Source organism: Nocardia sp. NBC_01388 (genome assembly GCF_045040085.1).
Lineage (GTDB): Bacteria > Actinomycetota > Actinomycetes > Mycobacteriales > Mycobacteriaceae > Nocardia.
On the sequence record NZ_CP109553.1, the window covers coordinates 8,245,414 to 8,270,776 of the forward strand.

Sequence of the window (25,363 nt, forward strand, 5' to 3'; positions counted from 1 at the left end):
GTCCTGTCGGGCCACTGTATGCCAGCGGTACAATAATTGCAGTTTCTGAAAAATTGCAGTTTATGCTAAATTTTCGCCATGTCCCCGGTAGAACATGGCGAGGCGCCGATCGGTCTGCGGGAGCAGAAGAAGCGGCGGACACGGCTCGAGCTGTGCCTGGCCGCACGGCGATTGGCGGTCGAGCGGGGGCTAGATGCCATGACAGTGGAGGATGTAGCGCACGCGGTGGGGGTTTCGCCGCGCACCTTCTTCAACTACTACGAGACGAAGATGGATGCGGTGGTGGGACCGGTCAGTGATATCGGCACGCTTCGATCGCAGGAGGAGTTTGTCGCCGGTGGGCCCAGCGGTGTGCTGATCGATGATCTGACGGTGCTGTACGCCTCCGCGTACGAGCCGGAAGACGAAGCGCGCGAGGGGATTTCGCTGGTCACCCGGCTCATCACCATCGAACCCAGGGTGCTGGCGGGCTTCATCGCCGCCGGCGCCCGGCACGAGGCGGCGCTCGGTGAGCTGCTGTCCGCGCGGATGGGTGGTGCGGTGCCGCCCGAATTCGCTTCGCTCGCAGCGGGACTCATGTCGACTCTCACCACGAGAGCCGCCATGTCGATGGCCTCCGATCCGACCAGATCGCTGGCCGATGCTTTACACGATCAATCCGTTATGGCTGCTCGGCTGTTCCAACGGCCCGAAGACAGGAGAACGAGATGACCGCGACGGCTGCTGCGCCGCCGACCCCGATTGTCCTTACCCAGAAACGGATCTGGCTCATCTTCTCGGCGCTCATCGCGGGAATGTTCCTGGCCAGCCTGGACCAGACGATCGTGGGCACCGCCATGCCCACCATCGTCGGTGATCTCGGCGGCATCTCCCAGATGGCTTGGACCACAACGGCATATCTGCTGGCGACCACCATCGTCATGCCGATCTACGGAAAGTTCGGCGACCTGTTCGGCAGGCGCTGGCTGTTCCTGTTCGCGATCGCGGTCTTCACCGCCGCCTCCATCGGCGCGGCGGCGGCCACCGGCTTCTGGGAGTTCGTGACCTTCCGCGGGCTGCAGGGTGTCGGCGGCGGTGGTCTGATGATCTTGGCGCAGGCCATTATCGCGGATGTGGTCCCGGCCAAGGATCGCGGCAAGTACATGGCCCCCATGGGCGCGATCTTCGGCATCACCTCGGTGGCCGGCCCGCTGCTCGGCGGCTTCTTCGCCGACGATCTCAGCTGGCGCTGGTGCTTCTGGCTGAATGTGCCGATCGGGCTCGCGGCGCTGGTCATCGCCTTCCGCTATCTGTCGATCCCCAGCCACCGCCCCACGACCCGGCCCGATTACCTCGGTGTGGTGCTGATGTCGTCGTCGACCGCGCTGCTGATCCTGATCACCGATTGGGGCGGCAAGCAGTACGCCTGGGGTTCCACGGTGATCATCTCGATGATCGTGGCGCTGGTGCTCGCGGTCGCGGCATTCATCATGGTGGAGGCGCGGGCCGAGGAGCCGATGCTGCCGCTGTGGCTCTTCCGCAACCGCACCTTCGTGCTGACCTCGGCGATCGGCCTGATTCTCGGCCTGGTGATGTTCGCGGCGCTCGGTTTCCTGCCGACCTACCTGCAGATGGCCACCGGCACCACCGCCGCGGTCTCGGGTCTGCTGCTGATCCCGATGATGGTCGGCATGATGGCGACCCTGATCGCCTCGATGGCAGTGATCACCAAAACCGGTCGCTACCGGGTGTATCCGCCCGTGGGCGCGCTGATCATCCTGGCCAGCCTGCTGTGGCTGACCGGGCTGAACGCGCACACCTCGATGTGGGTCATCGGGGGCATGCTCTTCACCATGGGCGCGGGTCTGGGCCTGATCATGCAGATCATCGTGCTGGTGGTGCAGAACGCGGTGGCGCCGGATCAGATCGGCACCGCGACCAGTGCCAACAACTATTTCCGCGAGATGGGCGGTGCGATCGGTGTTGCGGTCTTCGGCTCGATCTTCACGCACCGCCTGACCGAGGGGCTCACCGACGCCTTCCGGTCACATGGCGCGGAGGTGATCGGCTCGAACCTGGATCCGAGCAGTCTGGTGCCGACGGTGGTCAAGCATCTGCCCACCGGTCTGCACGATGCCATCGTCGATGCCTATGTGCAGGCGCTGGTCCCGGGGTTCTGGTATCTGATTCCGGGCGCGATCATCGCCTTTGTGCTCGCCCTGTTCATTCCGCAGCTGACGCTGTCGGATCAGGCGGGCATGGTGGCCCGTGGCGAGGCGGTCATGGAAGAGGACGCGCCACAGGCTATTTCGACGCCGAGCTGAGCTGGTCGATCTCGTCTCCGCTCAGCGTTAGCTCGGCGGAGGCGAGCAGCGCCCGCGGGCTCGCGACGTCACTCGGGCAGCGGCTGCAGCCGCCCGCGCGAGCGCATGATGGGGAGATTGTGCTGCAGCAGCCAGTTCTCCATGACCATGGTGTAGCGGCCGCCGCGCACCGCCAGCAGTGATTCGGAGACGATCGGGCGCGCATAGCTCACCTGCTGCTCGTCCCACTTCTGCCGGAAGTCGGCGAACTGCCACAGCCTGCGATGCGATTCCTGGGCCCAGGTGGTCTGGCCGTAGCGGCCGATAATGCCGCGGTGCCAGGCCACGCCCTGATCCACCTGGTCGTCCCAATTGAGCATGAGCTGTTTGGCCTCGTCGGAGAAGGACCATTCGAGCATGTAGATGCCGGGCTCATGGGTCGGAAAGGTGTCGTAGTAGGCGCGATTGGCGGCGATCAGACGGCGCTGCGGAGTGTAGAAGGACAGCAGGTCGGAGGCGGCCTCATCCATCTCGGTGAGCATCATCGAGGTCACCGCGCTGTGGAACTGCTCCATGGGCGGCAGGTCCAGCGTCTCGTTCATACCGGGCAGCGCCGGATAGGGCGCGGCATGCCCGGCCAGATCGCAGACGTATCGCCATTCGTCGTCGCTGGCGTGGTACGTCTCGGTCAGCAGCCGCAGGATCTCGACGGAGACCTGCCCGACCTCGTCCCGCTCGACCTTGGTCAGGTAGCTGGCGGTGATATGGGCTTCGTTGGCCGCCCGCTCCCGGCTGAATTTCTTCGTCGGGGGCAGGGCGCCCGTCTCGTGCCGCTGCCGTTCCTCGCGCTGCCGCAGGAAGCTGAGATAGTGCCCCAGCGTGGAGTTTTCGGGGTCGCGCATCGTGCTCGAGATGTCCTGTTCTGCTATCGGCCGTCCGGACTGACTGCGCCCGCCGCCAGTATCGTATGCACTGCCGGTGCATATTGTGGCGGGGGTGGTTCGGGCCGGGCGACGGCAGAATTCCGCTGCTAGTGTCCACGGTCATGGGATACGAGACTGTGTCTGCCGCAGGTGGATTGGCGACCGAGCCATTCGAGCTGACCGCCGATTTCTATCAGGAACCGCATGCGGCGTACGACCGGTTGCGCGCCCGGGGCCCGGTGAACTACGTCCGGTTCCCCGACTCCAGCACCGGCTGGCTGATCACCGATTACGACGCGGCCAGGGCGGCGTTCATGGAACCGGCGATCAGCAAGGTCCTGAAGTCTCCCGGAGCGCGAACAGCGCTGGCTGCCAATGGCGGTGGCAACAATCTGGCCAACAGCATGTTCAAGGACATGCTGGTGTTCTACGATCCGCCGGAGCACACCCGGCTGCGGGTGGTGGTCAACCGGGCCTTCAGCAGCCGGGCGATCGGCGTGCTCGAGCCCCGCATCACGGAGGTCGCCGATACCCTGCTCGCCGGGCTGGCGACCGGCGCTGCCGACCTGGATCTGCTGGAGGACTACGCGATTCCGCTCGCGGTGACGGTGATCTGCGAGCTGCTGGGCGTGCCCGACGAGGACCGCGGCAATTTCCGGACCTGGTCGACCATGCTGGTGTCCAGCGACCATCCCAATGATGTGCGCATGGCGGCGGTGCAGGAGTTCGTCGTCTATATCGACCAGCTCGTCAATGCGAAAACTGCCGCGCCCGAAGCAGATCTGCTGTCCGAGCTACTCACCTCGGGCGAGGGCGAGGACCGGCTCACCCATCGCGAACTGATCAGCATGGTGTTCCTGCTGCTGGTCGCCGGATTCGAGACGACCGCCCACCTCATCGGGAATGCGATCGCAACGCTGTTGACCGACAACAAGTCTCGCGGGGCGCTGCGCGAGGATTCCGGCCGGATCCCAGACTTCATCGAGGAGGTGCTGCGGTACCGGTCGCCGACCAGCGAGACGACCTTCCGCTATACGACGGCTCCGATCACCTTGGCGGGCATCGATATTCCCGCCGGTGAGCTCATTGTGATCTCGGTGGCGGCAGCCGGCCGCGACCCGCGACGATTCGCCGATGCGCATCAGGTCGACATCGACCGGACCGATAATCAGCACCTCGCTTTCGGCCACGGCATCCACCGCTGCGTCGGTGCGCCGCTGGCGCGGATGGGCGGCGCCATCGGCGTTGCCCGGCTGCTCGAGCGGTACCCGGATCTCGAGCTCGCGCCCGGCGCCGAACCCGAATGGCGCCGCAGCTATGTGATCCGCGGCCTCACCACTCTCCCGGTGCGCCTGCGTAACTGACCACCGGCACGACTCGTCAAGGACGTGCGCATAACGAAGGGGGTTATGCGCGCGTCCTTGACGAGTCGACGCTATGTGGAGGTCTGGCCGTCCAGCGCTTCGCGGAGAATATCCGCGGGCCCGGCATGCTGGGCGGTCTCGGCGATGACATGCATCAGTACCCGGCGAATGCTGCGTACCGCGCCTGCAACTGGCCACCACCACCGGCGCCGGCATCGAGGAGGCGGCGGCTCGCGCGCTGCACACCGTACGGCAGGTCATGCCCGCGCGGCTGCGGCACCGCATCGACGCGCTGCACATCACCGCGGTCGCGCGGCCTGCGGCGCGGCCGAACCCGCAGGCGGACAGCGGCGTACTGCTCGCGCTCGGTGCCGCGATCCACGCCTGCGAGTTGCTTCGTCTCGACTATGCCCCAGCGGAATTCGATGCGCCGCCGCGTCGGGTACAGCCTCATCACCTCGTCATCTGGGGTGAGCGCTGGTATCTCGTCGCCTGGGATCTCGATCGAGAAGATTGGCGCACTTTTCGCGCCGATCGCATCACCCCGCGTACTCCCACCGGTCCCCGTTTCACGCCGCGCGAATTACCCGGCGGAGACGTTGCGGCGTTTGTCGCCAACAGGTTTCAGGGTTCTGACGGTGCCGGTGGCTGGCCGTGCCGAGGCGAGGTAATCCTCGATGCTCCCGCCGCCGCGGTCCGGCAGTACACCCGCGACGGCATTGTCGAAGAACTCGGCCCGAACCGCTGCCGGCTCATTATGGGCTCGTGGTCATGGCCCGGATTGGCCGCTGCCATAGGCAGTTTCGACGCCGATATCGATATCGTCGGCCCGGCCGAACTCGCGACCGTGTTCGCGCAGCTGGCTCGTCGCTACGACGCTGCCGCTCGAAGCGCTACGGGAGCAACCAGGCCTACATTCTGATCAGATTGGGGGCCTTGGGTTTTCGGGATTCACAGCGCGCGGTCGAAGAGCGCGAGCATTTCCTCCCAGTGCCGGGCGTCGCCCGCCTCGTCGTATCGGCTGGTATCGGCCTGGGTGTAGCCGTGACCCGCACCGGGATAGACCTCGGCGCGGTAGGTCACTCCGGCGGCGGTCAGCGCCTCGTTCAGGCGCTCGATCTGCTCAGGCGGCAGCGACGGATCCTGGTCCGCGTGACCGAAATACAGTTCGGCGGTGATCCGGTCGGCGAGCAGGTGCGGACTGTCGGGCTGATCGGTGGCCAGCCGCCCCGCGTGGAACGCGGCCGCCGCGGCAACCCGGTCGGGGAAGTGCTCCGCCGTGAGCAGGGCCGTCCGCCCGCCCATGCAGTAGCCGGTGACGCCTACCCGGTCACCGCTGGTCAGCGGTGAGGCCGACAACCAGTCCAGGTAGCTGCCCACGTCCCGCATGGCCAGATCCGGTGTCAGCGCCGCCATCATCGGGCCGATCTCCGAGAAGATCGACGCCTTGCTCATATCGATGAATTCCGGCAGCTCGATCAGCGGTGCGTGCCCGTGCCGATAGAACAGATTCGGCAGCAGAACGGTATACCCGTGCGAGGCGATCCGGCGTGCCATGCCTTCGAGCTGCGGACGAATTCCGATGGCGTCCATGAACATCAGGACACCCGGGTAGGCGGCCCCATCCGCCGGGCTCGCCAGATAGGCGTCCGCGACACCATCCGCGGTCGGCACATCCACCTTCACGCCGTTCACCGAACTCACGTCGTATACCTCCTCATCGATGCGATACCGAGCAGCGGCCTGACACTTGCGCTCCCCTTCGTGCCGGAGCGACATGTCCCCACCCCGGAGGTGTGGCAAGGCTACCGATAGCTCACCGGGTCGATCTCCGGCAACCTCGAGCGGTACCTCATAGATCGCTGAGAATCCCGGGGTTTACCTGGTACGTAATCGACTTCGCCGGTGGGAGCGGGAAATCCGTAGCGGTCCAGGAACGGCGGAGGCCCGGTCCGGCCGGACCGGGCTTTCCTCGTGGCGAAGCACGCACGAAAGTGCTTATGCCTCAGCGGCTTCGCGCTGGATCTGGGCCATGGCTTCCTGCTGGATCTGCTCGAACTGGGCGCCCATGGCCTCGGCGAGGGCGGTGGCGCCGGAGAGCGGGCGGACCATGACCGTGAAATCGACGATCTTGCCCTCATCGTCGAATGTCAGGAAGTCGCAGCCGGACAGCTTCTTGCCGGCGACGGTGGCCTCGAAGACGAGAGCATGGTCGCGGCCATTGCTGTCGGCGATCTCGCGGACGTAGTGGAAGTCCTCGAAGACCCGCATGACCGCGCGCAGGATGGCGGCGGTGATCGCCTTGCCGGGGTACGGCTTGAAGGCCACCGGGCTGGTGAACACCACATTCTCGGCCAGCAGCGCTTCGATGGCCTGCTGATCGCGGGCCTCCACGGCCTGTCGGAAGGAATTCATCGACACCTCGTATGCAACTCGTTGAATAGGTCCTTCGGACGGTACATGAACATCCGGTGTACGTGAACCGCTGGTCCTCAGCGGCCGGCGAGCAGCAGTGCGGCCACATGGGTGACCGTTTCGACTCCCTCGTCGTACCCGCCCGCGCCGCCGAGGGAGTTCATGATCGCCAGCGTGTAGCGCTGGCCGGGCCCGGCGAAACCGACGGAGTTGATCACCCAGCCGGTGTCCTCCTCGGACCAGCCGTCCTTATTGCCCGGTTCCTCGGCCGCGCCCGCGCCCCAGACGCCCCACTGCTGGACCGGGTCGACATTCTGCATCTGCTCGACGAGATACGCGGTGTCCGCCTCGGGCAATGCGGCCAGCGCGTGCACGATGAGCCGATCCAGGTCATCGGCGGTGCATTTCTGCAGACCCCAGTACGGCACGTCGGTCTGCGGGCGCAGGTCGGTCATCCCGTATTGCGCGAAGTCGGTGTTGTACACGGTCTGGTCGGCGCCCGAATAGCGCTGCCACAGTGCGTCGGCGGCGTCATTGTCCGAGCTGTGCAGCATGCGCTGGATGCGGTCGCGATCGGCGGCGGAGAGGTTGATCGAACCCGCGTCGGCGCGGGTGAAGAGATCGACGACCATGGCGAGTTTCATGGTCGAGGCCGCCCAGATGCGTGTGCCCGCATTGTTATTGCGGAACGTTCCGCCGCCCACGCGATCGCGGATGACATATCCGACGGTGCCGGGCCGCGAGGCCAGATACTCGTTTACCGCCGAAATGCGTTCTCGCATATCGCAATCCAGTGGCGGGCAAGGTGCAGGTACCGGGATTTTCGTTGTCGGGGCCCACATCGTCGATGGCGGCGGCGTGCTGGACGTCGGCGCTGCCACGTGCCCGGCGTCGCCGATCGAGCATCCGGTGAGCAGAACCGCCGCACCGAGAGCGACGCCGACAATGCCCCGCCTCATCGCCCGAACGTAGCCGATCCGCCCGGCGCAGGTGAGTAGGCGCGACGCCGATATTGACACCATCTCACTGAGACTATAGGTTAGTACCATTGCAACGGTATCGATGAGACTATTGGAGTAGAGATGACCACCGTGACCGCGCACCCCGAACTCGCCGACATCCTGGCGGGCCTGCCCGACCGGCCGGATTCCTTCGCAGATATCGCGGCGACCAGGCGGAATTTCCAGGCCGCGATGGATCAGCTGCCCCTGGATACCTCCCGCGTGACGATCGACAATCTGGAGATCGACGGCCCGGACGGCAATCGGATTCCGATCAGCGTCTACCGGCCGAAGGGCGTGACCGGCCCGCTGCCGGGTGTGCTGCACATCCACGGCGGCAGCTTCGCCTTCGGCGCATCCGCGCCGGGGGCCGACCGCACCGCCATCGATATTGCGGAAGAGGTTGGTGCGGTCGCGATTTCGGTCGACTACCGACTGTCTCCCGAGCATCCCTATCCGGCGGGTCTGGAGGACTGCTACGCGACCCTGGAGTGGATGGCGAAGTCCGCGAACGAACTCGGGATCGACGACACCCGCATCGCGGTGACCGGCAAATCGGCCGGCGGCGGGTTGAGCGCCTCGCTGACCTTGCTCTCGCGCGATCGCGGCGGCCCGGCCATTGCCTATCAGTCGCTGTACATTCCGACCGTCGATGATCGGCACGACACCGAATCGGCCCGGCGCATCACCGATCCCCGGATCGTGAACGGCGCCGCGATACAGCGGACGTACCGGTACTACCTGCCCGGCGTGACCGCCGTTCCCGTCTATGCCAGTCCGGCCCGCGCCACCGATCTGTCCGGACTGCCACCGGCTTTCGTGCTGGTGTGCGATATGGATCCGCTGCGTGACGAGGGGCTGGACTACGCCCGGCGGTTGATGGACGCCGGTGTCCCGGTCACCGTCCACAACGTTCCGGGCGCCTGGCACCTGTTCGAACTCTATGCCTCGAACACCCGCCTGGCACGCAATACCCAGCAGCGCTGGCTCACCGATCTGCGCCTGGCACTGCAGGATTGAGCAAGGCCGGTCCGTGCGAACCGGGCCTTCGGATGCTACTGATCGGCCAGCCAGCTGCCGTGGAAGCCGTAAGGCACACGGCGCGGCAGGTGCACGCTGGCCACCGGCGGCGCGGACAGATCGGTGGCGCCGAGGATGACGAGGTCGCTGCGATCGGTGGCGGCGTCGTACACGTAGGTCATGAGATAGCCGCTGCCGCCGGGCTTTTCGTCGGCGGGAGCGAAGGCGGCTTCGGCCGGAACACGGCCCGCGCCGAATTCGTGCGTGGTGCTCGCGCCGGTCCGCAGGTCGAAGCGGACGAGTGCGCCGCCCTCGCCTGATTCTCGGGCACTACCGGAGATGGTGGCGTGCGCGCCCGGCATGCCGGATGATGTGAGTGTTCGCCACACCGGCGGTCAGATCGCGGGTGCCGTCGCCGCGGTAGGGGCTGGCGCCGTCGGTGAAGCTGGTGGTGCGCACCCAGCGATTGCGGTAGGAGACAGCGCGACCGGCCTCCAAGCGGACGCCGTGCACCATGCCGTCGCCGACGAACCAGTGGCTGGAGGCGGCCTCGTGCGGGTTGGGGCCGTTGCGCAGATACCAGCCGGACAGTTCCGGGGGAATGCGGCCCGTGACCGAAAGTTCCTGTGCGGTCAGCTCTTCGGTGACCGGGGCATAGTTTCCGGTCAGATACGGCGGGGACATGCTCATGACGGATTCACCACCTGCTGTGCCTTGGCCTGCACGCGGGCCACATAGGTGAGGGTGAAGACGACCGGGATCGCGAAGGCCGCGACCTGCACGGTGGTGCGCAACCCCGAGGAGGAATGCGCGAGCGCGGTGAGCGCCACGCAGCCGATGACGAAACTGGCGGTCCACACCCAGGTGATGACGTAATTGGTCCGGAGAAACCCCGGATGCTCCCACAATTCGCGCGGAGTGCTCTGCTTGGCGATGGCCAGGGTGAACGGATTGCGCAGTGCGAGTGTGGTTCCCGCGATCAGTGCGAGTACACCCGAGGACAGCGCCGGTGTGTAGGGGTGCAGCGCGGTGTCCGGATCGGCGAAGGCCAGCACGGTCAGTGCCGCGAAGAAGACCGCGGAGCCGATATCGATGATCAGTGCGTCAAACTTCTGGCCGGCACGGGTCTGGCGGATGATTCCGGCGATCGAGATGCCGAAGGCGATGAGGGCGGCCCACTTCCAGTACTGGGCGGGGACCACCGCGTAGACGATCCAGGGGGCGAAGGTGCGCAGGTAGGACATCGTCGAAAGCTCCTCGGCGTGACATTCCTATTGTGACATGTCGAAGGTAGAGCGTCTGTGGTCGACATGTCAATAGTGGAATGTAGGATGATCGCCATGAGCCTGAGGTATGCCCTGCTCGGCCTGCTGGCCGACCATCCAGCGAGCGGATACGACCTGCTGCGGCGGTTCAAGAGCTCATTGGCGACGGTGTGGCCGGCCACCCAGAGCCAGATCTACACCGAGCTCACCAAACTTGCCGACAGTTCGCTGATCTCGGTATCGGACGAGGGTGCGCGCGGCCGCAAGGAGTACACCCTCACCGACGAAGGCCTGGCCGAACTGCGGCACTGGCTGACCGAGACCGCGCCGAAACGGGTGGCGCGCAATGAAATGCTGATGCGCGTGTTCTTCCTCGGCATCGTCAGCCGGGCGCAGGCGCGCACCTATCTGGCCGAGATCGGCGCCGGAACCGCACGGGCGCAGGACGACCTGCACAGCCTCGAGGCCGGCATCGACTGGGACGAAAGCAATCTGTCCGTCTACGGCCGCATTGCCATGGAGTGGGGCGAGCGCTACTACGCCATGAACCAGGAATGGGCGAAGTGGGCACTCGAGCAGATCCCGGAGCGCAACCCGTAGCGCGGTTGTTATTTGTAAACGCAGGTGGACCCCTCCGGCCGGAACATTTCCGGTCCGGATCGGCGGTCGCCGATATCACGTCACGACCTCGGCGCCGGCCTCCGGCCACGGCTGGGGAGCCGGGCTGCCGCCGACTCCGGGATCCGCCCGCTGACAGTTCCTCCGCGATGTCGATGGCCCGGTCCCGGTGGACCGGGCCATCGGCGTGTCAGCACCTCGCGGCGGGCCTTCGCGAGGGTAGGTTCGCGGCATTTGCTAATTATTCGCTGTGCCAAGGTGTTTGCCGGGTCGTCTCTGGGAGGGCTGAAGTGACCACCGTTATCGATGACGCACCCTTCACCGGATTCCACCGGCGGCTGTCGATCGCCTGCTCCGGTGGTCCGCTGCTGGACGGCTACATCCTCAGCATTATCGGCACCGCGCTGATCGGTATGACCGCCGAGCTGAATCTCAGCACCGGCGATACCCAATTGATCGGTGCGGCATCGCTGGTCGGCATGTTCATCGGCGGTGCGCTGTTCGGAATCCTCACCGACAGGTTCGGGCGAGAGATCATGTACACCGCCGATCTCGTTGTCATGGGGCTGTGCTCGATCCTGTCGTTCTGGGCCGAATCCACCTGGCTCATAGTCATTCTGCGATTTGTGCTCGGTATGGCGGTGGCCGCCGACTATCCGATCGCCACCTCGCTACTGGGGGAGTGGCTGCCGATCAAACAGCGCGGCAAACTGCTCGGCTTCCAGATCATCGCCTGGTACATGGGTTCGGTGCTGGCCTATGTGGTCGGCTATCTGCTGCTGACCTTCGGCGGAAACGGCAGCTGGCGCTGGCAGGTGGCGAGCGCCGCGGTGCTGTGCGCGTTCTTCCTGATCGTCCGGCAGAGCACCGCCCCGGAATCGCCGCGCTGGCTGGCCGAGCACGGTAAGGCCGACAAGGCCGCGGCCCTGGTGGAGAAGTACCTGCAGGTGCGGGTCGATCCGGACGATCTTGTCGAAAAGCACTCCGAGCAGAAGGGTTCGCTCCGGGAGCTGTTCGGCCCGAAATACCGCAAGCGCATTGTGTTCTGCTGCGGATTCTTCGTCTGCCAGGTCGCGGTGCTGTTCGCCATGCTGACCTTCGGCCCGCAGATCCTGGAATCCTTCGGCATGCCCTCGGGCACCTGGATGGACACCCTGGGCGTCGGACTGATCAGCCTGGTCTTCCTGATCGGCTGTCTGCCCGCCATGCGGCTCATCGATACCGTCGGCCGCCGCCCGACCATTATCTGGTGCTTCGGCCTGATGATCATCCCGGTGCTGTTCATCGGCATCTGGCCGAGCATGCCCGCCATGCTGGCCTTCGTCATGCTGTGCCTGTACGCGTTCTTCTGCGGCGGCCCGAACGTCCTGGACTGGACCTATCCGAACGAGTTGTTCCCCACCCACATTCGCGCCACCGCCGTGGGCATCGCCACCTCGGTCAGCCGCATCGGCGCGGCCCTGGGCACCTATCTGCTGCCCTGGTCGCTGCATCACCTGGGCATGGGTCCGACCTTCCTGTACGCCGCGGGACTGACGGCGGTCGGCTTCGGAATCTGTGTCTGGGGCGCCCCGGAGACCAAGGGCGCCACCCTCCAATCGGCGGCCGAGTAGCCGCCGACCGGAGGGTCGCGGTCAGCGGGTGGCGCGGGGTGCGCCCATACCGGGGTCGATGGCGACCGGCCCGCCCGCCGTGGGCGTGATCGAGAAATCGAAGATGGCGGTCGGGATATACACGGTGGCACAGGAATTCGGGATGTCCACGACGCCGGAGAAGCGGCCCTCGATGGGTGCGGCGCCCAGCAGCAGGTACGCCTGCTCGGGGCTGTAGCCGAACTTGGTGAGGTAGTCGATGGCGTGCAGGCAGGCGCGTTCGAAGGACAGTTGTGAGTCCAGGTAGCGCTGTTCGCCGCCGAGGGTGACCGAGGTGCCCGAGAAGGCCAGGAACTCGGTGTAATTCGGGCCCTCGTTGCCCGGCATGAAGATGGCGTTCTCGCTGACGCCGTACAGCTCCATACCGTTCTTGATCAGATCGACGCGCAGGTCGATGAAGCCGCCCATCTCGATGGCGCCGCAGAAGGTGATCTCACCGTCGCCCTGCGAGAAGTGCAGATCGCCGACCGAGAGCTTGGCACCGTCCACGAAGACCGGGTAAAAGACGCGGCTGCCCCGGGTGAAATTCTTGATGTCCTGGTTGCCGCCGTTCTCCCGGGGCGGTGCGGTGCGCGCGGCTTCGGCTGCGGCACGGTCGAATTCGGTTCCGCGGAGCGAACCGAGAATCGCGTCTCGGGGTTCCGGCGGCAGGGCGAGCGGCGGCACGCGCATCGGGTCGGTGGCGATCAGCGCGCCCTCGCGGGCATTCCACTTGGACAGCAGGGCGGCGGAGGGCGCGGTGCCCATGAGCCCCGGATGCATGATGCCGGTGAACTTCACGCCGGGCACGTGCCGCGAGGTCGCGGTGTGGCCGCTGAAATCCCAGATCGCCTTGTAGGCGTCGGGGAAGTGCTCGGTGAGGAAACCGCCGCCGTTGTCGGTGGGGAAGATGCCGGTGTAGCCCCAGCCCTGACCGGCCAGCGGGCCCGAATCCTCCTGCGGGATAGGGCCGATATCGAGGATGTCGACAATGAGGAGATCGCCGGGCTGCGCGCCCTCCACCGCGAACGGACCGGACAGGCAGTGCACGGTGCTCAGCGGCGCGTTCAGCACATCCTCGGCGCTGTCGTCATTGTGGATCGCGCCGTCGAACCATTCGCGCACATGCACCCGGAACTCGTCACCGGGTTTCACGGTCACCGGTGCGGGAATGTCCGGATGCCAGCGGTTGTGGCCGACGAACTGCTGCTCGGTGAACTTCTTGCGGGAATCGAGGGGGAAGAGCAACTCGGGCATGACAGCACTCCTATTCAGGGACGGGGAAGCTTGCGGTGCAACGGATTCCGGGTGACGGGCGCGCCACCGCGGCCGGCCGGGGCGGCGACCACCGCGGGCTCGCTCGCGGTACGGGTGGTCGCGTCGATCAGCCGGGCGGCCGCGGAGCCGGGACGCACGAAGGCTCCGCCCATATGCCGCCTGCTTTCGCCCGCGCAGTCGGGGCAGTCCGCTGCGGCCGGTACCTCGGCCATCGAGTAGCTGCGGTCGAAGCTGCCGCAGTCGCGGCAGTGGAACTCGTAGAGGGGCACGCTCACCTCATTTAGTTTCAAACGAATGTATTCCGTACGGAGACGATACAAAGGCTCGGATGTCTCCGCAGCGGAACCGGCGCGTGAACTTCGTATTACGGCGATCGAGCCCGGTATCGCGTGAGTTAACTTTTATTCGGATTATAGTCATCTGAAAATATTCCACCTAGCGTCTGTTTTCGCCGCGACCCCCAGCCTTGCCGCGGCGTTCTAGCTAGGAGACCCCCGATGAGCAGCACCGCCCCGTCTGCGCCGGTAGATCCCACCGCGCCGCCCCCGACCCGCTGGACCCGCTTCCAGAACTGGGCAGCCAAGGACAATATCGAGGACTACTCACTGCGATACGCGCCCAAGTCCTTTCGCCGCTGGAGCCCGATGGCCTGCTCCATCGCGGCCCTCGGCGGCATCGCCTACCTGGCGGACTATTCGATCGGCGCCTCGATCGCCGTCACCCACGGCGCCGCCAGCGCGGTGATCGCCATCCTGGTGGCGGCCGTGACCATCTTCCTGACCGGCATCCCGATCGCGTACTACGCCGCCAAATACAACCTGGACATGGATCTGCTCACCCGCGGTGCGGGTTTCGGCTACTTCGGCTCGACCCTGACCAGCGTGATCTATGCCAGCTTCTGCTTCATCTTCTTCGCGCTGGAGGGCGCGATCATGGCGCAGGCCATGCATCTGGCCTTCCATCTACCGCTGGTCTTCGGCTATCTGATCGGCTCGCTGATCATTATTCCGCTGGTGCTGTACGGCATGTCGGCGCTGGCGAAATTCCAGGTCTGGACGCAGCCGCTGTGGCTCATTCTGTTCGCCGCGCCACTGGTCATGATCGCCATCAGCGATCCGCACGGCTTCGAGGGCTTCCTGTCGTGGACGGGTAACGGCGGCAGCGATCGCATCAGCGCGATTGCGGTGGGATCCGGTGCGGGCGTGGCGCTTTCGCTCATCGCGCAGATCGGTGAGCAGGTCGACTACCTGCGCTTCATGCCGGAGAAATCCGAGACGCCGCCGCTGCGCTGGTGGGCGGCGGTGCTGTCGGCCGGGCCCGGCTGGGTGATTCTCGGCGCGGCCAAGCAGCTGTGCGGCGCCTTCCTCGCGTTCTATATCGCCGGACAGGTGGGCTTCACGCGGGCCACCGAGCCGGTCGAAATGTTCCTGGGCAGCTACGGGTCGATGATCCACAACCATGCCGCGGCGCTGTCCGTCGCGACCGTCATGGTGCTGCTCTCGCAGATCAAAATCAATGTCACCAACGCATATTCGGGATCGCTGTCCTGGTCCAACTTCTTCAGCCGGGTGCTGCACATCCATCCTGGACGCGTGGTGTGGCTGGTGCTGCACATCGGCATCGCGCTGACGCTCATGCTCGCCAATATGTTCACGGTGCTGAATACGATCCTCGGGTTCTACTCGAATGTGGCGATCGCCTGGATCGGCGCGATCGTCGCGGATCTGGTGATCAACAAGGGGTTGTTGAAGATCAGCCCGCCCTATATCGAGTTCAAGCGGGCGTATCTGTATCCGATCAACCCGGTGGGTTTCGGCTCGATGCTGGTGGGTTCGGCGGTATCGATCGCCGCCTACTTCGGCGCCTTCGGCGCATTCCTCGAAGCGTGGTCGCCGTATCTCGCACTGACCATCGCACTGGTGCTCACACCGCTGATCGCACTGGCCACGGGCGGGAAATACTATCTGGCCCGGCCCAATCCGCTCCGCGAGGAAATCGAGAAGGAACCGCTGTGGGCGGGCCAGACCCTGCTGGACGTGGTGGACGGCAAGCGCTATGAACTGCCGGATATGGTGCACGACTGTCCCTTCCACGGCGGGCCGATCTCCTCTCTGACCTGCACGCTCACCAAGAACTGCCATGAGCAGTGCCAATCCGCCGCGTATCGGGACACCACCGATGCCGAGCGCCTCGGGCTGCAGCAGCCGTCCGTGGTCGGCTGATATCGCGACCGTGTCCCCATGGCCCCCATGGGGACACGGTCTCAGGTGTCGAGCTCGGCCAGGACGCTGAATTGCAGGGCGTCGGCGTCGGCGAGGAATACCGGTTGCGTGGTGTGCGCACCACGCACCCGGACCTCACCGCGCGGGCCGCCGTAACTGACCTGTGCGGCATGTCTTTCGATGGTGCGCAGATCCAGGCTGCGGGCGGCCTCGGCGAGGGAGGCGAACAGCAGCATGCCCTCGTAGCAGGATTCACCGATATTGTTCAGCGCGGGCGCGCAGGTGCCGAAGCGGCGTACGTAGCGGCTGCCGAAATCCATGCCCTCGGGCGAGACCACGCTTTCGAAATAGCCTGAGGCGGTGTGCAATCCGCGGGTGCTGTCCGGTCCGCCGGCGTAGAGGACGTCTTCGCCGATCATCATGCTCAGCCGCAGTCTGCCGTCGTCCAGTCCGGCGCGTGCGAAGGCCCGATTGAAGGCCGCGCAGTCCGCGCCGACCATGAACAGCAGGACGCCCTGCGCCGGGGAGTTGCGAATCAGTTCGAGGGCGCGGCCGAAACGCCTGCTGCCCAGCGGGACGTATTCTTCGCCGACCACATCGATATCGGTGCCAGCCGTGAATTCCTTTGTCGCCCGGGCTGTTTCGCGTGGCCACACGTAATCGTTGCCGATCACGCACCAGCGCCGGATGCCGAATTCGCTGCGCAGCCAGCGCAATGCCGGGAACAGCTGCTGATCGGGGGTCTCGCCGACCATGTAGACGCCGTCGGAATTCTCGCCGCCCTCGTAGAAAGTGGTGTAGACGTAGGGAATTCGCCCCGCGGTCTGCGGTGTGATGACCTTGCGGGCATTGGACAGATGCCAGCCGACCACGCCGTCTATCTCACCGCCGTCGACCATCCGGCCGATCTGCGCGGACAATTGCGGCAGGGGCGCACCGGAATCGATCGGATGCAGCCGCACCGGGCGATCCAGAATGCCGCCCATCGCATTGATGTCCTCGACAGCGAGTGCGGCGCACGCCTCCGAGGACGGCCCGAACATGCCCGCAGGGCCGCTCAGTGGAACGACCAGCGCGATATCCACCGTTGTGCGCGCGGTGCGAGAAACCAAGGGTGCCATGGAAATCACCACCGTATATTTCCATTTGAATCTTTACCATACGGCGTTGTATATAGTGCTGTGGTGGACGATAGCACTGCGCCCGCCGCGCTGGAGGAGTTGGCGCGACTGGTGCGCCTGGCATCACAGGAATTGGATCGCGCGATCGCGGCCTGCATCGGGGAAACCTCCGTCGGTCGTTGGCATGTGCTGGGCGCCGTCGCTGCGGGAGGTGGGCGCTCCATGTCGCAGATCGCGGAGGCGACCCTGCTCACCGGCGCCAGCCTCACGCGCCTGATCGACGCGATGATCTCCGACAATCTGGTGCACCGCAAGGTGGACGATGCCGACCGCCGCCGGGTGCTCGTCTTCCCGACCCGTCGCGGCCTGATCACCTACCAGGTGATGAGCAAGGCCATCGCCGAGAGCGGCCTGGATCTGCTCGGCGCCGACAGCCGCCTGCCCCGGGCGCTGACCACCCTGATCGATCGAGTGCATACGACCGAGTCCGCGCCCGTCTGACGTTCGCTGCCCGGCATGACAGTTGTCATGGCGAGGAGGTGATGGTTGGCAGATCTGGTGGAGCCCGTTCGTCCGTAGCGTCATTTCTGGTAGCGCACAGTCGAACTAACAGGGGAGTCGCCGAAATGGCCGCCATCGAAACCACCGGGACCGCAGCGCACGGGCAGTCCGCCGCGTCGCCGGAGCCGGCCCGCCCGGGTATCGGTCGCATGCTCGCTCCGATCCTGCGGGACGTCGCGATTCCGACGCTCGCCTACTTCGTCCTGCACTGGCTCGGATACTCCGATTTCATCGCCCTGCTGGCCGGTGCGATCGTCTCGGCGGTCATGGTGGGCATTCCGGCAATCCGGGCGCGGAAGCTCGACGCCATGGCCGCGCTGGTGCTCGCGGTCTTCGTCATCGGCCTCGTCGGCTCGCTGATCAGCGGCGATCCCCGCATCATGATCATCAAAGATTCGTTCGGGACCTCCGTCATCGGGCTCGCCTTCCTGATCAGCGCCCTGCTGGGTAAGCCGCTGACCTATGCGGCGGCGCGCAAGGCGATGGCCACCTCGGCTCCGCATCGGCTGCCCATTCTGGACTCGACCTACGAGAACGATCCGAATGCGCGGCGCAGCTACCGGAACCTGGCGATGCTCTGGGGCGGCGGCCTGCTCGCCGAGGCGATTCTGCGCGTGGTGCTCGCCTACCAGCTGCCGGTGCACACCATGGCCTGGCTGGGCAGCGTGCTGATCGTGGTCACCATCACCACGCTGATGATGATCAGTGCGCGCACGATCAAGCGATTGCGCAAGAACGCGGAATAGCGCGAATCACAGTAGGAAGGCCCGGTCCGGATGGACCGGGCCTTTGTCGTATGGTCCGATCCTCACTCGGTGGTATTACGTTCCGAGAGAGGATATTTCGGCGTGCGATTAGGCTCGCGACGATGAATCACCACACCTTCTTCGGGCGGCTGCGCCGCATCGACAATGTGCTGCGGTGGTGGAATCTGATGCTGCTGCTGGGGGTTTCGATCGTGCCGTTCCCGACCGCGGTGGTCGCGGACGATGTGGTGCACGGCATGCGCCGCGATTCCGCGACCGCGGTGACGCTGTACGGGATCGTGGGGGTGCTGATGACGATCTTCGTGGGCTCCCATGTGGTGGCGGCCGGCGAAGCGGCCGGAGATGTTCCGCCCCGGATTCGATGCGGCCTTCGCGCGCCACGAAGGGTGGCGGGCCTGGCCGGGGATCGTGGTCTACGCGGTGTGCACGGCGATCGGGTTCGTGCAGCCGGTGGTGGCGCTGGTGCTGTTTCTGCTGGTGGCGATCTTCTACGGGGTCGGTAATCAGGGTTGGACGGCCTTGGGCGACGTGGGTGGCGATGAGTGATGCGGCTGCAAATTTAAGCGTTTGTGATTAACTGCCGGTGATGGGTGGCGCGCGGCCGGTAACGGGCGGCGGCCACGGGAACGTCGAACGGAGCAGTGATGAGCGTGGCGAAGGGGCCCGTCACCCAGATCGCCTGGGTGGTCGCCGATGTGGGGCAGACCGAGAAGTTCCTGGGCGCGGCGCTCGGGGCGCAGCGCTGGACCCGAATGCCGGATATCCACTTCGGGCCCGAAACCTGGACCTACCGTGGGGAACCCGCGGATTTCACGGCGCACATCTCGCTGTCCTACAGTGGAGACACCCAGCTGGAGCTGATCCAGCCGGTGCGCGGCGCCTCGATCTACACCGAATTCCTGGAGCAGAGCGGGCCGGGGCTGCACCACATCTGCACCGAACCGAACGATTTCGATGCCGCGCTGCGGGAAGCGGCCGCACAGGGCATCCCCGTGGTGCAGCAGGGCACTATGGGTGGGCAGATGCGGTTCGCCTACCTGGACGGCGGTGACGCCGGGGTGCCGTTCCTCGAACTCGCGGAGGTCGGTATCAATATGCGGACGTTCTTCGAACAGATCAAGAGGGAAGCGCAGTGAGCACACAGATTCCGGAAATCCTTGCGGCGGAGTCGATTACCGAGTGGACCGCCGAAGTCGACGTGCTGGTGGCGGGCTTCGGCATCGCGGGCGGCTGCGCGGCGGTGGAGGCCGCGGCACAGGGTGCGCGGGTGCTGGTGCTGGAGCGCGCGGCGGTCGCCGGCGGCACCACGGCGCTGGCCGGCGGGCATTTCTACCTCGGTGGCGGCACCGCGGTACAGCAGGCGACCGGGCACGCCGATTCGGCCGACGAGATGTACAAGTACCTGATGGCGGTGGCCCGCGAACCCGAGCCGGAGAAGATTCGCGCCTACTGCGACGGCAGCACCGCGCATTTCGAATGGCTGGAGGGGCTCGGCTTCGAATTCGAGCGCAGCTACTACCCGGAGAAGGCGGTGATCCAGCCCGGAACACAGGGGCTGATGTACACCGGCAACGAGAAGGTCTGGCCGTATCGCGAGCAGGCCGTGCCGGCCCCGCGCGGGCACAAGGTGCCGGTGCCCGGTGATACCCAGGGCGCGGCGCTGGTGATCGAACTGCTGGTCAAGCGGGCCGCCCAGCTCGGCGTCGAGGTGCAGTACGAGACCGGCGTGACCAATCTGATCGCCGATGCCGACGGCGCCATCATCGGCGTGAAGTGGCGGCGGCCGGGCGAAACCGGTGCGGTGCGGGCGACATCGGTGGTGCTCGCCGCCGGCGGGTTCGTCATGAATGCGGAGATGGTCGCCGAGCATGTGCCGCAGCTCGCCGAGAAGCCGTTCGTCCTGGGCACCACCTATGACGACGGACTCGGCATCCGGCTCGGCATCTCGGCCGGCGCCGCGACGCGGAATATGGATCAGGCATTCGTGACCGCGCCGGTGTATCCGCCGTCCAAGCTGCTCACCGGCATTGTGGTCAATCGTGAGGGGAAGCGGTTCGTCTCCGAGGACTCCTACCACTCCCGTACCTCGGCGTTCGCGCTCGAACAGCCCGGCGCGGCAGCGTATCTCATTGTCGACTCGGAGCATATGGAGCGGCCGAACTTCCCGCTCGCCCCGTTCATCGACGGCTGGGAGACCGTCGAGGAGATGGCTGCTGGACTCGGAATTCCGTATGAGGCACTGCAATCCACACTCGACCGGTACAACACGCATGCCGCGAAGGGTGAGGACCCGGACTTCCACAAGGGCGTCGAATGGCTGCAGCCGCAGGACCACGGTCCGTGGGGCGCATTCGATCTGACCCTGGGCAAGGCGCTCTACGCCGGCTTCACCCTCGGTGGGCTGTGGACCTCGGTGAACGGAGAGGTACTGCGCGACAACGGTTCACCGGTCCCCGGCCTCTACGCCGCAGGCGCGAACGGATCCACCCTGGCCCAGGACGGCAAGGGCTACGCCAGCGGCACCCAGCTCGGCTCCGGATCATTCTTCGGCCGCCGCACCGGCCGTCACGCCGCCAGCCGCTCCAACTGACGCAGCAGCTCCGAGGCGGTCACGGCATCCAACACGCCGAACTCCCCGCCTCGGAGCCGCACCGCCACAATGCGCTGCTCCTCGACCTCATACCGGTAACCACCCTGAATCCCCGGCGTCAGCGTGACCATCACTTCGCGCCTCGGAGTGAACCGCCGGAACAGGGCAGTATGCGACAACTCCCAACCTTGCTGCTGCACACCATAGATCCGCTTGGTCGGCACCCGCCGATCCACGAAGCGAGCCAGCTCATCAGCGGCCGCTTCCTCGGGCGTGAACCGATACACGCCGCGATTCAACTGGTCGAACGGCTGGCGCAATTCGTCGCGGGCGAAGAGTCCGCGCCACTGCTCGAGCGTGCCTTCCAGGTGCAGCGGATGGGCTACGCCGATCAACGCATCGGCGGGTAGCTCCTGAGAAGCGCCGTCGACGTCGGCCAGGCCGAGGTCCTTCGTGATCCGGAACGATCCGATCGCCGCCTCCTCGGCGTCGAACATCGCCCAGACCAGCTGCCGCGCAACCGGTCCCAACACCGGATGGTCGACCACGAGCGCGCGAAAGGCATCGGCCCGCCATCGCCGACCGTCGACCATGGCGGACTCCAGCCGCCGCGTCTGTTCGGTTGTCATACCGGTCGCCCCACCGCCTTTCCCTCCGTCCGCTGGATAGCTCCGACAATCTTGCCGTGCGGCACCGACAGATTCGCGGACATCGCAGCACGGTGAGTTCAATAGTTCGCGTCGCCGAGTCCCATCCGTATGTGGAGCGCACATTCGGCCAGCCGAGTCAGAAGGACGCACGGATCCATGCCGAGCACCCGAAGCTCGTCCATGGGAATGGCGCTCGGGTCGCGTATCAGTGCGAGCAGGACGTGCTCGGTGCCGATCGGGAAAGACTGACTGGCAGAAGCTATTTCATCGGCAGCGCCCAGTAGCTGCGCAAGATTCGGGGTGCAGGTGACGGTCATGCTCAGTGGCTGAGTCATTCTCCAATGTCCCTTCCCGACGCGTCCGCTGAAGTGATCACGCGGGCGAATATCTGCTCAGGTGACACAGTGACGACATCTGCGACGGAGATCAGATCGGCAGGCACCTCGCAGGCATTGAAATGTGCGACGCTCGGCGTCACGATCGCATCGACACCGAGTCTGTCGACAACCACCCGTAACCGATGCAAAGGTCGCTCCGTAGTCGCACTGAAGACAACCGTTTTGCGCAGGTCGTACCCCAATCGCGCAGCGGTACTGCGAATCTGGATCTCGTCCCACTTTTGGTGAACGCCCGAAACATCGCTGCGCAGATATCCGACAGCCGACGGCAGAGGCATCGTCACCACCCCCGCGCTGGAACGAAAGTGCGCTGACGCTCCGCCGTGATTCGGGTGCGAATTTCCTCGACCGACAGGCCGCTACGGTGGCGGGCAGCATCCGCCTTCGCTGAATGTAGCGCCGCGACAAAGATGGCGGCAGCAACAAATACAGTCGCGAGAATAGCGTCCATGTCCGGTGTCCTCCGGTCTTGGGTCATTGGATACACCCGGTGCTCGGGATTCGGGTGGGACCGTCCTGCCCCGACCCGCATCAGGTGGTGTGGCCAGATTGCTACGGCCGGGACCTGCGAACTCCTACAATTTGTGGCACTCTCGGGACGAGGGGACGAGTTGAATTGAGGCCGTGATGATCGATGAATCGACCGGCGTCGGCGAGCGAGTTGCCCAGGCCCGCAAGCTGAAAGGCTGGACACAGGCGAGGCTGTCCATGGAGACGGCGCTCTCGACATCCCTGATCAGTGCTGTCGAGCAGGGTCGGCGCGCTGCGACGCCGGCCTATATCTCGGCGTGCGCAAAGGCCTTGCGCACCAGCACGGCCGAATTGCTCGGGCAGCCATTCCCGCCCACAACCGCCGAAGATCGAGAGCTGCACGGAGCAATTGCGTTGCTGCGCAATGAACTTGCCGCATACGACCTGGCTGACGACGATATCGAAGTGCGGCCGCTGGCCAGGCTCTCGAAGGACGTTGTACAGGCTCGCCAGTATCGACGGGATGCCGCAGCGCCCAAACTCGCCGACATACTTCCCCCTCTGGTCACCGAGGCCCGTGCCCTGGTCCACCGGAGCGCCGGATACGACCGCGACCAAGCTTTCGTCCTCCTGGCCGAGTTGTACTACAACGTTCGCAGCCTCGCGCACAAGATGGGCTACATCGATCTGGCAGCGAGCTCGGTCGACCGAATGACCTGGGCTGCCAATGAAAGTGGCGATCCGCTGTGGATAGCCGCGAGCCAATTTCATCGCGCAACCCTGCTGACGAACGGCGGGGATTGGAAAACCGCGCTGACATACCTGGAGCTTTGTCGTGCTCATCTCGAGCCGGTGCTCGGCGCGGGCGATGAGCGCGATCTGATCGCCTGGGGTGGTCTACATCTGCAATCAGCCTTGGCCGCCGCACGTGCTGGATCTCGTGATCGAGCGGACTCCCATCTCGCTGAGGCCGTCGATACCGCCAACCGGATCGGTCATGACCGCGACGAAGTCCTCGTATTCGGCCCGACGAACACAAGCATCTGGTCGGTATCTCTGGCCGTCGAGATGATGGACGGTGGAGAGGCACTCAAACGTGCCGATGGCATGTTCATCCCTGCCGGAACACCGCGCTCGCGATCCGGGCACCACTACATCGACCTCGCCCGCGCCTACCTGTTGCACGGCGACCGCACACTCGTCCTCGACGCCCTCCAGACCGCAAAGGCCACCGCGCCGTCACTGACCCGCTTCCACCCCATGGTCCACGAAACCATTCGCGTCCTCGCCCGCGAAGACTCCCGCCGCAACGACACCGTCCGGGGCTTTGCTGCCTGGTGCGGCATCACCCCCAGCCTCTGAGGCGCCTGAAGCGATTCCGGGCGTGATTATCCGCGTTCGGCGACCTGTCCCACGGCGGGTGTCAGTCGCTGACTATGAGCGAAACCGCAATGGGGACAAGCATGTCGACGAGTTCGCTGACCGGAGGGCGGGGGTCCGACAGCAGCCACTCGTGGGCCAGGCCGTTGACGGCGCCGATCAGGGCGCTGCCTGCCATATCGGAATTGCCGCGGATGCGGGCGCCGGGGCCGGCGAGGGGTTCCAGGGCGGCGCGGATGGTGGCGATCCAGACGTGGCGGCGGGCGCGGCGGTGTTCTTCCATGGCTTGGCTGACGCCTACTACCTCGACGAAGGCGACTTTGGCGCGGTAGGGGTCGGCGCCGACCGATTCGAGGAAGGCGGACAGGACCAGGGTGACCGTCTCGCGGGGATCGGGGTCGGGGCCCAGTTCGGCGAGGGCGGCGGCGAGGGCGGCGGCCGCCTCGTTCTGGATTTGGTCGTAGGCGGCGACGAGGACGTCTTCGCGGGTGGCGAACTCCTCGTAGAACTGGCGCTTGGACAGGCCGGCGGCGGCGCACACATCGGCCAATGAGCAGTTGGCGTAGCCGCGGTCGCCGAAGATCTGGATGGCGGCGTCGAGAAAACGCTGCCGGCGTTCGGCTTTCCGCTCGGTGACGGCTCGGCCGCCGTACTGCCTGCCCTCGATGGTCACTGCCTGCCCTCGGGTTTCACTGCCTGCCTTCGGTGTATCGCGCTCTACTTATGGTCCGCACCAAAGGTAACGGGGGAGTGCCGGGAATTCAGCGACGGGGACGCAAACCGTCCAACATGTGGGTCACGGTTTCCTCGAACAGCCCGTCCGCATCCTCGGCGGTCACGAAGCCCGAGCCGACGAAGGTCGCCAGCCCCTGCAGGGCCGCCATGGCGGACAGGCAGATTCGCCGCGGGTCACCGGCCACCACCTCGCCGAGTTCCTGGCCGTCGGTGATCATGGCGAACGGCGTGGCGAGCGCCTTGCCCACCGCGGCCTCGATGGCCGGGGTCTGGCGGCTCTTGCGCGCGAACATGACCGCCAGCAATTCCGGATTGTCGATGGCGAAGCGCATATAGGCGCGCGCCACGGCGGTGACCCGCTCCAGCAGGGTTCCGGAGGCCGCGATGATTTCGAAGGAGGCGCCGAGTCGTTCGAAACCCGCGACCGCGAGTGCGTCCAGCAGCGCCTGCTTATCGCGGAAGTGCCGGCTCGGGGCGGCGTGCGAGACGCCGGTATCGCGGGCGAGCTGCCGCAGCGAGAGCCCGTCGATCCCGCCGCGGCGCAGCAGTGCTTCGGCGCGGCGCAGCAGTTCGGCTCGGAGGTCGCCGTGGTGGTACGAGCGCTGGGCGACGGCGGTGTCATGACGAGACATGGTCAGTGCAGGATATCGGACACACTCCGAGATGTTGGC

28 protein-coding genes and 2 pseudogenes are annotated in these 25,363 nt (G+C 65.7%); 14 read left to right on the plus strand and 16 right to left on the minus strand.

What is annotated here, in order from left to right; translation table 11 throughout:
• Nucleotides 1-78: 78 nt before the first annotated feature.
• Entirely contained in the window at nucleotides 79-711 is a 633-nt protein-coding gene (locus OG716_RS38900) for a helix-turn-helix domain-containing protein (protein ID WP_355118587.1), read from the plus strand.
• A complete protein-coding gene (locus OG716_RS38905) occupies nucleotides 708-2,303 on the plus strand; it encodes a DHA2 family efflux MFS transporter permease subunit (protein WP_405135193.1) in 1,596 nt (531 codons plus the stop codon). Before OG716_RS38900 ends, OG716_RS38905 begins: the two co-directional genes overlap by 4 nt.
• A 68-nt stretch (nucleotides 2,304-2,371) precedes the next feature.
• Here the strand turns inward: OG716_RS38905 and OG716_RS38910 are convergent, their stop codons facing one another.
• On the minus strand, nucleotides 2,372-3,184 hold the full coding sequence (locus OG716_RS38910) for a helix-turn-helix domain-containing protein (RefSeq protein WP_405135194.1): 813 nt from the start codon (nucleotides 3,182-3,184) through the stop codon (nucleotides 2,372-2,374).
• Between the two features lie 143 nt (nucleotides 3,185-3,327).
• On the opposite strand from OG716_RS38910, the gene OG716_RS38915 reads away from it, so the two are divergent.
• Nucleotides 3,328-4,569, plus strand: a complete 1,242-nt coding sequence (locus tag OG716_RS38915; RefSeq protein WP_405135195.1) for a cytochrome P450 — start codon at nucleotides 3,328-3,330, stop codon at nucleotides 4,567-4,569.
• A gap of 71 nt (nucleotides 4,570-4,640) precedes the next feature.
• Here OG716_RS38915 and OG716_RS38920 read toward each other — a convergent pair.
• Nucleotides 4,641-4,745 (minus strand): annotated as a pseudogene (locus OG716_RS38920) (DUF664 domain-containing protein); the annotation flags it as partial.
• Nucleotides 4,746-4,828: 83 nt separating this feature from the next.
• On the opposite strand from OG716_RS38920, the gene OG716_RS38925 reads away from it, so the two are divergent.
• Nucleotides 4,829-5,491, plus strand: coding sequence for a helix-turn-helix transcriptional regulator (locus OG716_RS38925; protein ID WP_405135196.1), 663 nt, complete (start codon nucleotides 4,829-4,831; stop codon nucleotides 5,489-5,491).
• Nucleotides 5,492-5,520: 29 nt separating this feature from the next.
• On the opposite strand, the gene OG716_RS38930 is transcribed toward OG716_RS38925, so the two are convergent.
• The 3 genes from OG716_RS38930 to OG716_RS38940 form a co-directional block, all read right to left on the minus strand.
• Nucleotides 5,521-6,273 carry a dienelactone hydrolase family protein gene (locus OG716_RS38930; RefSeq protein ID WP_405135197.1) on the minus strand — a complete coding sequence of 251 codons (753 nt, stop codon included), beginning with the start codon at nucleotides 6,271-6,273 and terminating at the stop codon, nucleotides 5,521-5,523.
• A 294-nt stretch (nucleotides 6,274-6,567) separates the two neighbouring features.
• A complete protein-coding gene (locus OG716_RS38935; RefSeq protein ID WP_405135198.1) occupies nucleotides 6,568-6,984 on the minus strand; it encodes a nuclear transport factor 2 family protein in 417 nt (138 codons plus the stop codon).
• 77 nt (nucleotides 6,985-7,061) lie between these two features.
• Nucleotides 7,062-7,766: a tat pathway signal sequence gene (locus tag OG716_RS38940; protein ID WP_405135199.1), complete on the minus strand. Its 705-nt coding sequence runs from the start codon at nucleotides 7,764-7,766 to the stop codon at nucleotides 7,062-7,064.
• Nucleotides 7,767-8,066: 300 nt separating this feature from the next.
• Between OG716_RS38940 and OG716_RS38945 the strand changes: the two genes are divergently transcribed.
• Complete coding sequence (locus tag OG716_RS38945) at nucleotides 8,067-9,005, plus strand: alpha/beta hydrolase (RefSeq protein WP_405135200.1); 939 nt, start codon at nucleotides 8,067-8,069, stop codon at nucleotides 9,003-9,005.
• A gap of 35 nt (nucleotides 9,006-9,040) precedes the next feature.
• Here the strand turns inward: OG716_RS38945 and OG716_RS38950 are convergent, their stop codons facing one another.
• The 3 genes and pseudogenes from OG716_RS38950 to OG716_RS38960 form a co-directional block, all read right to left on the minus strand.
• Entirely contained in the window at nucleotides 9,041-9,367 is a 327-nt protein-coding gene (locus OG716_RS38950) for a carotenoid oxygenase family protein (protein ID WP_405135201.1), read from the minus strand.
• Nucleotides 9,357-9,695 (minus strand): annotated as a pseudogene (locus tag OG716_RS38955) (carotenoid oxygenase family protein); the annotation flags it as partial. The gene OG716_RS38950 and the pseudogene OG716_RS38955, both read right to left, overlap by 11 nt.
• A complete protein-coding gene (locus OG716_RS38960) occupies nucleotides 9,692-10,249 on the minus strand; it encodes a hypothetical protein (protein ID WP_405135202.1) in 558 nt (185 codons plus the stop codon). The pseudogene OG716_RS38955 and the gene OG716_RS38960, both read right to left, overlap by 4 nt.
• Before the next feature lie 96 nt (nucleotides 10,250-10,345).
• Between OG716_RS38960 and OG716_RS38965 the strand changes: the two genes are divergently transcribed.
• Nucleotides 10,346-10,870, plus strand: a complete 525-nt coding sequence (locus tag OG716_RS38965) for a PadR family transcriptional regulator (protein ID WP_405135203.1) — start codon at nucleotides 10,346-10,348, stop codon at nucleotides 10,868-10,870.
• 308 nt (nucleotides 10,871-11,178) lie between these two features.
• Nucleotides 11,179-12,501, plus strand: coding sequence for an MFS transporter (locus OG716_RS38970; RefSeq protein ID WP_405135204.1), 1,323 nt, complete (start codon nucleotides 11,179-11,181; stop codon nucleotides 12,499-12,501).
• A 21-nt stretch (nucleotides 12,502-12,522) separates the two neighbouring features.
• Here OG716_RS38970 and fmdA read toward each other — a convergent pair whose 3' ends face one another.
• Together fmdA and OG716_RS38980 are read right to left on the minus strand one after the other, a co-directional pair.
• Nucleotides 12,523-13,776 carry a formamidase gene (gene fmdA / locus OG716_RS38975; RefSeq protein ID WP_405135205.1) on the minus strand — a complete coding sequence of 418 codons (1,254 nt, stop codon included), beginning with the start codon at nucleotides 13,774-13,776 and terminating at the stop codon, nucleotides 12,523-12,525.
• 14 nt (nucleotides 13,777-13,790) lie between these two features.
• Nucleotides 13,791-14,072: an FmdB family zinc ribbon protein gene (locus OG716_RS38980; RefSeq protein WP_405135206.1), complete on the minus strand. Its 282-nt coding sequence runs from the start codon at nucleotides 14,070-14,072 to the stop codon at nucleotides 13,791-13,793.
• A gap of 222 nt (nucleotides 14,073-14,294) precedes the next feature.
• Between OG716_RS38980 and OG716_RS38985 the strand changes: the two genes are divergently transcribed.
• On the plus strand, nucleotides 14,295-16,019 hold the full coding sequence (locus OG716_RS38985; RefSeq protein ID WP_405135207.1) for a purine-cytosine permease family protein: 1,725 nt from the start codon (nucleotides 14,295-14,297) through the stop codon (nucleotides 16,017-16,019).
• Between the two features lie 41 nt (nucleotides 16,020-16,060).
• Here the strand turns inward: OG716_RS38985 and OG716_RS38990 are convergent, their stop codons facing one another.
• Nucleotides 16,061-17,140 carry a substrate-binding domain-containing protein gene (locus tag OG716_RS38990; RefSeq protein ID WP_355118551.1) on the minus strand — a complete coding sequence of 360 codons (1,080 nt, stop codon included), beginning with the start codon at nucleotides 17,138-17,140 and terminating at the stop codon, nucleotides 16,061-16,063.
• Nucleotides 17,141-17,203: 63 nt separating this feature from the next.
• Between OG716_RS38990 and OG716_RS38995 the strand changes: the two genes are divergently transcribed.
• From OG716_RS38995 to OG716_RS39015, 5 genes are all read left to right on the plus strand, one after another.
• Complete coding sequence (locus tag OG716_RS38995; protein WP_405135208.1) at nucleotides 17,204-17,641, plus strand: MarR family winged helix-turn-helix transcriptional regulator; 438 nt, start codon at nucleotides 17,204-17,206, stop codon at nucleotides 17,639-17,641.
• 125 nt (nucleotides 17,642-17,766) lie between these two features.
• Nucleotides 17,767-18,447 (plus strand): VC0807 family protein, encoded by a 681-nt coding sequence (locus OG716_RS39000; RefSeq protein WP_405135209.1) that lies wholly within the window; start codon nucleotides 17,767-17,769, stop codon nucleotides 18,445-18,447.
• A 122-nt stretch (nucleotides 18,448-18,569) separates the two neighbouring features.
• Nucleotides 18,570-18,971, plus strand: a complete 402-nt coding sequence (locus OG716_RS39005; protein ID WP_405135210.1) for a hypothetical protein — start codon at nucleotides 18,570-18,572, stop codon at nucleotides 18,969-18,971.
• A 141-nt stretch (nucleotides 18,972-19,112) separates the two neighbouring features.
• Nucleotides 19,113-19,604, plus strand: coding sequence for a VOC family protein (locus OG716_RS39010; protein WP_405135211.1), 492 nt, complete (start codon nucleotides 19,113-19,115; stop codon nucleotides 19,602-19,604).
• Nucleotides 19,601-21,058, plus strand: a complete 1,458-nt coding sequence (locus tag OG716_RS39015) for an FAD-binding protein (protein ID WP_405135212.1) — start codon at nucleotides 19,601-19,603, stop codon at nucleotides 21,056-21,058. The genes OG716_RS39010 and OG716_RS39015 overlap by 4 nt, the downstream gene beginning before the upstream one ends.
• Here the strand turns inward: OG716_RS39015 and OG716_RS39020 are convergent.
• Genes OG716_RS39020 through OG716_RS39030 form a run of 3 tightly spaced genes read right to left on the minus strand, consistent with a single transcriptional unit; the run spans nucleotide 21,034 to nucleotide 22,384 of the window.
• Nucleotides 21,034-21,831 carry a DUF4132 domain-containing protein gene (locus OG716_RS39020; RefSeq protein WP_405135213.1) on the minus strand — a complete coding sequence of 266 codons (798 nt, stop codon included), beginning with the start codon at nucleotides 21,829-21,831 and terminating at the stop codon, nucleotides 21,034-21,036. The genes OG716_RS39015 and OG716_RS39020 overlap by 25 nt on opposite strands.
• A complete protein-coding gene (locus tag OG716_RS39025; protein ID WP_405135214.1) occupies nucleotides 21,786-22,043 on the minus strand; it encodes a Clp protease N-terminal domain-containing protein in 258 nt (85 codons plus the stop codon). The genes OG716_RS39020 and OG716_RS39025 overlap by 46 nt, the downstream gene beginning before the upstream one ends.
• Complete coding sequence (locus OG716_RS39030; protein WP_405135215.1) at nucleotides 22,040-22,384, minus strand: hypothetical protein; 345 nt, start codon at nucleotides 22,382-22,384, stop codon at nucleotides 22,040-22,042. Before OG716_RS39030 ends, OG716_RS39025 begins: the two co-directional genes overlap by 4 nt.
• Before the next feature lie 349 nt (nucleotides 22,385-22,733).
• Here OG716_RS39030 and OG716_RS39035 point away from each other — a divergent pair, with 349 nt between their 5' ends.
• A complete protein-coding gene (locus OG716_RS39035) occupies nucleotides 22,734-23,939 on the plus strand; it encodes a helix-turn-helix domain-containing protein (protein WP_405135216.1) in 1,206 nt (401 codons plus the stop codon).
• A gap of 61 nt (nucleotides 23,940-24,000) precedes the next feature.
• Here the strand turns inward: OG716_RS39035 and OG716_RS39040 are convergent, their stop codons facing one another.
• Nucleotides 24,001-24,630 carry a TetR/AcrR family transcriptional regulator gene (locus OG716_RS39040; protein WP_405135217.1) on the minus strand — a complete coding sequence of 210 codons (630 nt, stop codon included), beginning with the start codon at nucleotides 24,628-24,630 and terminating at the stop codon, nucleotides 24,001-24,003.
• An 88-nt stretch (nucleotides 24,631-24,718) separates the two neighbouring features.
• Nucleotides 24,719-25,324, minus strand: coding sequence for a TetR/AcrR family transcriptional regulator (locus OG716_RS39045; protein ID WP_405135218.1), 606 nt, complete (start codon nucleotides 25,322-25,324; stop codon nucleotides 24,719-24,721).
• Nucleotides 25,325-25,363 lie beyond the last annotated feature (39 nt).

What these genes read in the sequence shown, in the direction of transcription:
- OG716_RS38900 (WP_355118587.1), top strand. Translation starts at nt 79, where the DNA reads ATGTCCCCGGTAGAACATGGCGAGGCGCCGATCGGTCTGCGGGAGCAG.
- OG716_RS38905 (WP_405135193.1), top strand. Translation starts at nt 708, where the DNA reads ATGACCGCGACGGCTGCTGCGCCGCCGACCCCGATTGTCCTTACCCAG.
- OG716_RS38910 (WP_405135194.1), bottom strand. Translation starts at nt 3,184, where the DNA reads ATGCGCGACCCCGAAAACTCCACGCTGGGGCACTATCTCAGCTTCCTG.
- OG716_RS38915 (WP_405135195.1), top strand. Translation starts at nt 3,328, where the DNA reads ATGGGATACGAGACTGTGTCTGCCGCAGGTGGATTGGCGACCGAGCCA.
- OG716_RS38925 (WP_405135196.1), top strand. Translation starts at nt 4,829, where the DNA reads ATGCCCGCGCGGCTGCGGCACCGCATCGACGCGCTGCACATCACCGCG.
- OG716_RS38935 (WP_405135198.1), bottom strand. Translation starts at nt 6,984, where the DNA reads ATGAATTCCTTCCGACAGGCCGTGGAGGCCCGCGATCAGCAGGCCATC.
- OG716_RS38940 (WP_405135199.1), bottom strand. Translation starts at nt 7,766, where the DNA reads ATGCGAGAACGCATTTCGGCGGTAAACGAGTATCTGGCCTCGCGGCCC.
- OG716_RS38945 (WP_405135200.1), top strand. Translation starts at nt 8,067, where the DNA reads ATGACCACCGTGACCGCGCACCCCGAACTCGCCGACATCCTGGCGGGC.
- OG716_RS38950 (WP_405135201.1), bottom strand. Translation starts at nt 9,367, where the DNA reads ATGCCGGGCGCGCACGCCACCATCTCCGGTAGTGCCCGAGAATCAGGC.
- OG716_RS38960 (WP_405135202.1), bottom strand. Translation starts at nt 10,249, where the DNA reads ATGTCCTACCTGCGCACCTTCGCCCCCTGGATCGTCTACGCGGTGGTC.
- OG716_RS38965 (WP_405135203.1), top strand. Translation starts at nt 10,346, where the DNA reads ATGAGCCTGAGGTATGCCCTGCTCGGCCTGCTGGCCGACCATCCAGCG.
- fmdA (WP_405135205.1), bottom strand. Translation starts at nt 13,776, where the DNA reads ATGCCCGAGTTGCTCTTCCCCCTCGATTCCCGCAAGAAGTTCACCGAG.
- OG716_RS38985 (WP_405135207.1), top strand. Translation starts at nt 14,295, where the DNA reads ATGAGCAGCACCGCCCCGTCTGCGCCGGTAGATCCCACCGCGCCGCCC.
- OG716_RS38990 (WP_355118551.1), bottom strand. Translation starts at nt 17,140, where the DNA reads ATGGCACCCTTGGTTTCTCGCACCGCGCGCACAACGGTGGATATCGCG.
- OG716_RS39000 (WP_405135209.1), top strand. Translation starts at nt 17,767, where the DNA reads ATGGCCGCCATCGAAACCACCGGGACCGCAGCGCACGGGCAGTCCGCC.
- OG716_RS39005 (WP_405135210.1), top strand. Translation starts at nt 18,570, where the DNA reads ATGAATCACCACACCTTCTTCGGGCGGCTGCGCCGCATCGACAATGTG.
- OG716_RS39010 (WP_405135211.1), top strand. Translation starts at nt 19,113, where the DNA reads ATGAGCGTGGCGAAGGGGCCCGTCACCCAGATCGCCTGGGTGGTCGCC.
- OG716_RS39020 (WP_405135213.1), bottom strand. Translation starts at nt 21,831, where the DNA reads ATGTGCGCTCCACATACGGATGGGACTCGGCGACGCGAACTATTGAAC.
- OG716_RS39025 (WP_405135214.1), bottom strand. Translation starts at nt 22,043, where the DNA reads ATGACTCAGCCACTGAGCATGACCGTCACCTGCACCCCGAATCTTGCG.
- OG716_RS39030 (WP_405135215.1), bottom strand. Translation starts at nt 22,384, where the DNA reads ATGCCTCTGCCGTCGGCTGTCGGATATCTGCGCAGCGATGTTTCGGGC.
- OG716_RS39035 (WP_405135216.1), top strand. Translation starts at nt 22,734, where the DNA reads ATGATCGATGAATCGACCGGCGTCGGCGAGCGAGTTGCCCAGGCCCGC.
- OG716_RS39045 (WP_405135218.1), bottom strand. Translation starts at nt 25,324, where the DNA reads ATGTCTCGTCATGACACCGCCGTCGCCCAGCGCTCGTACCACCACGGC.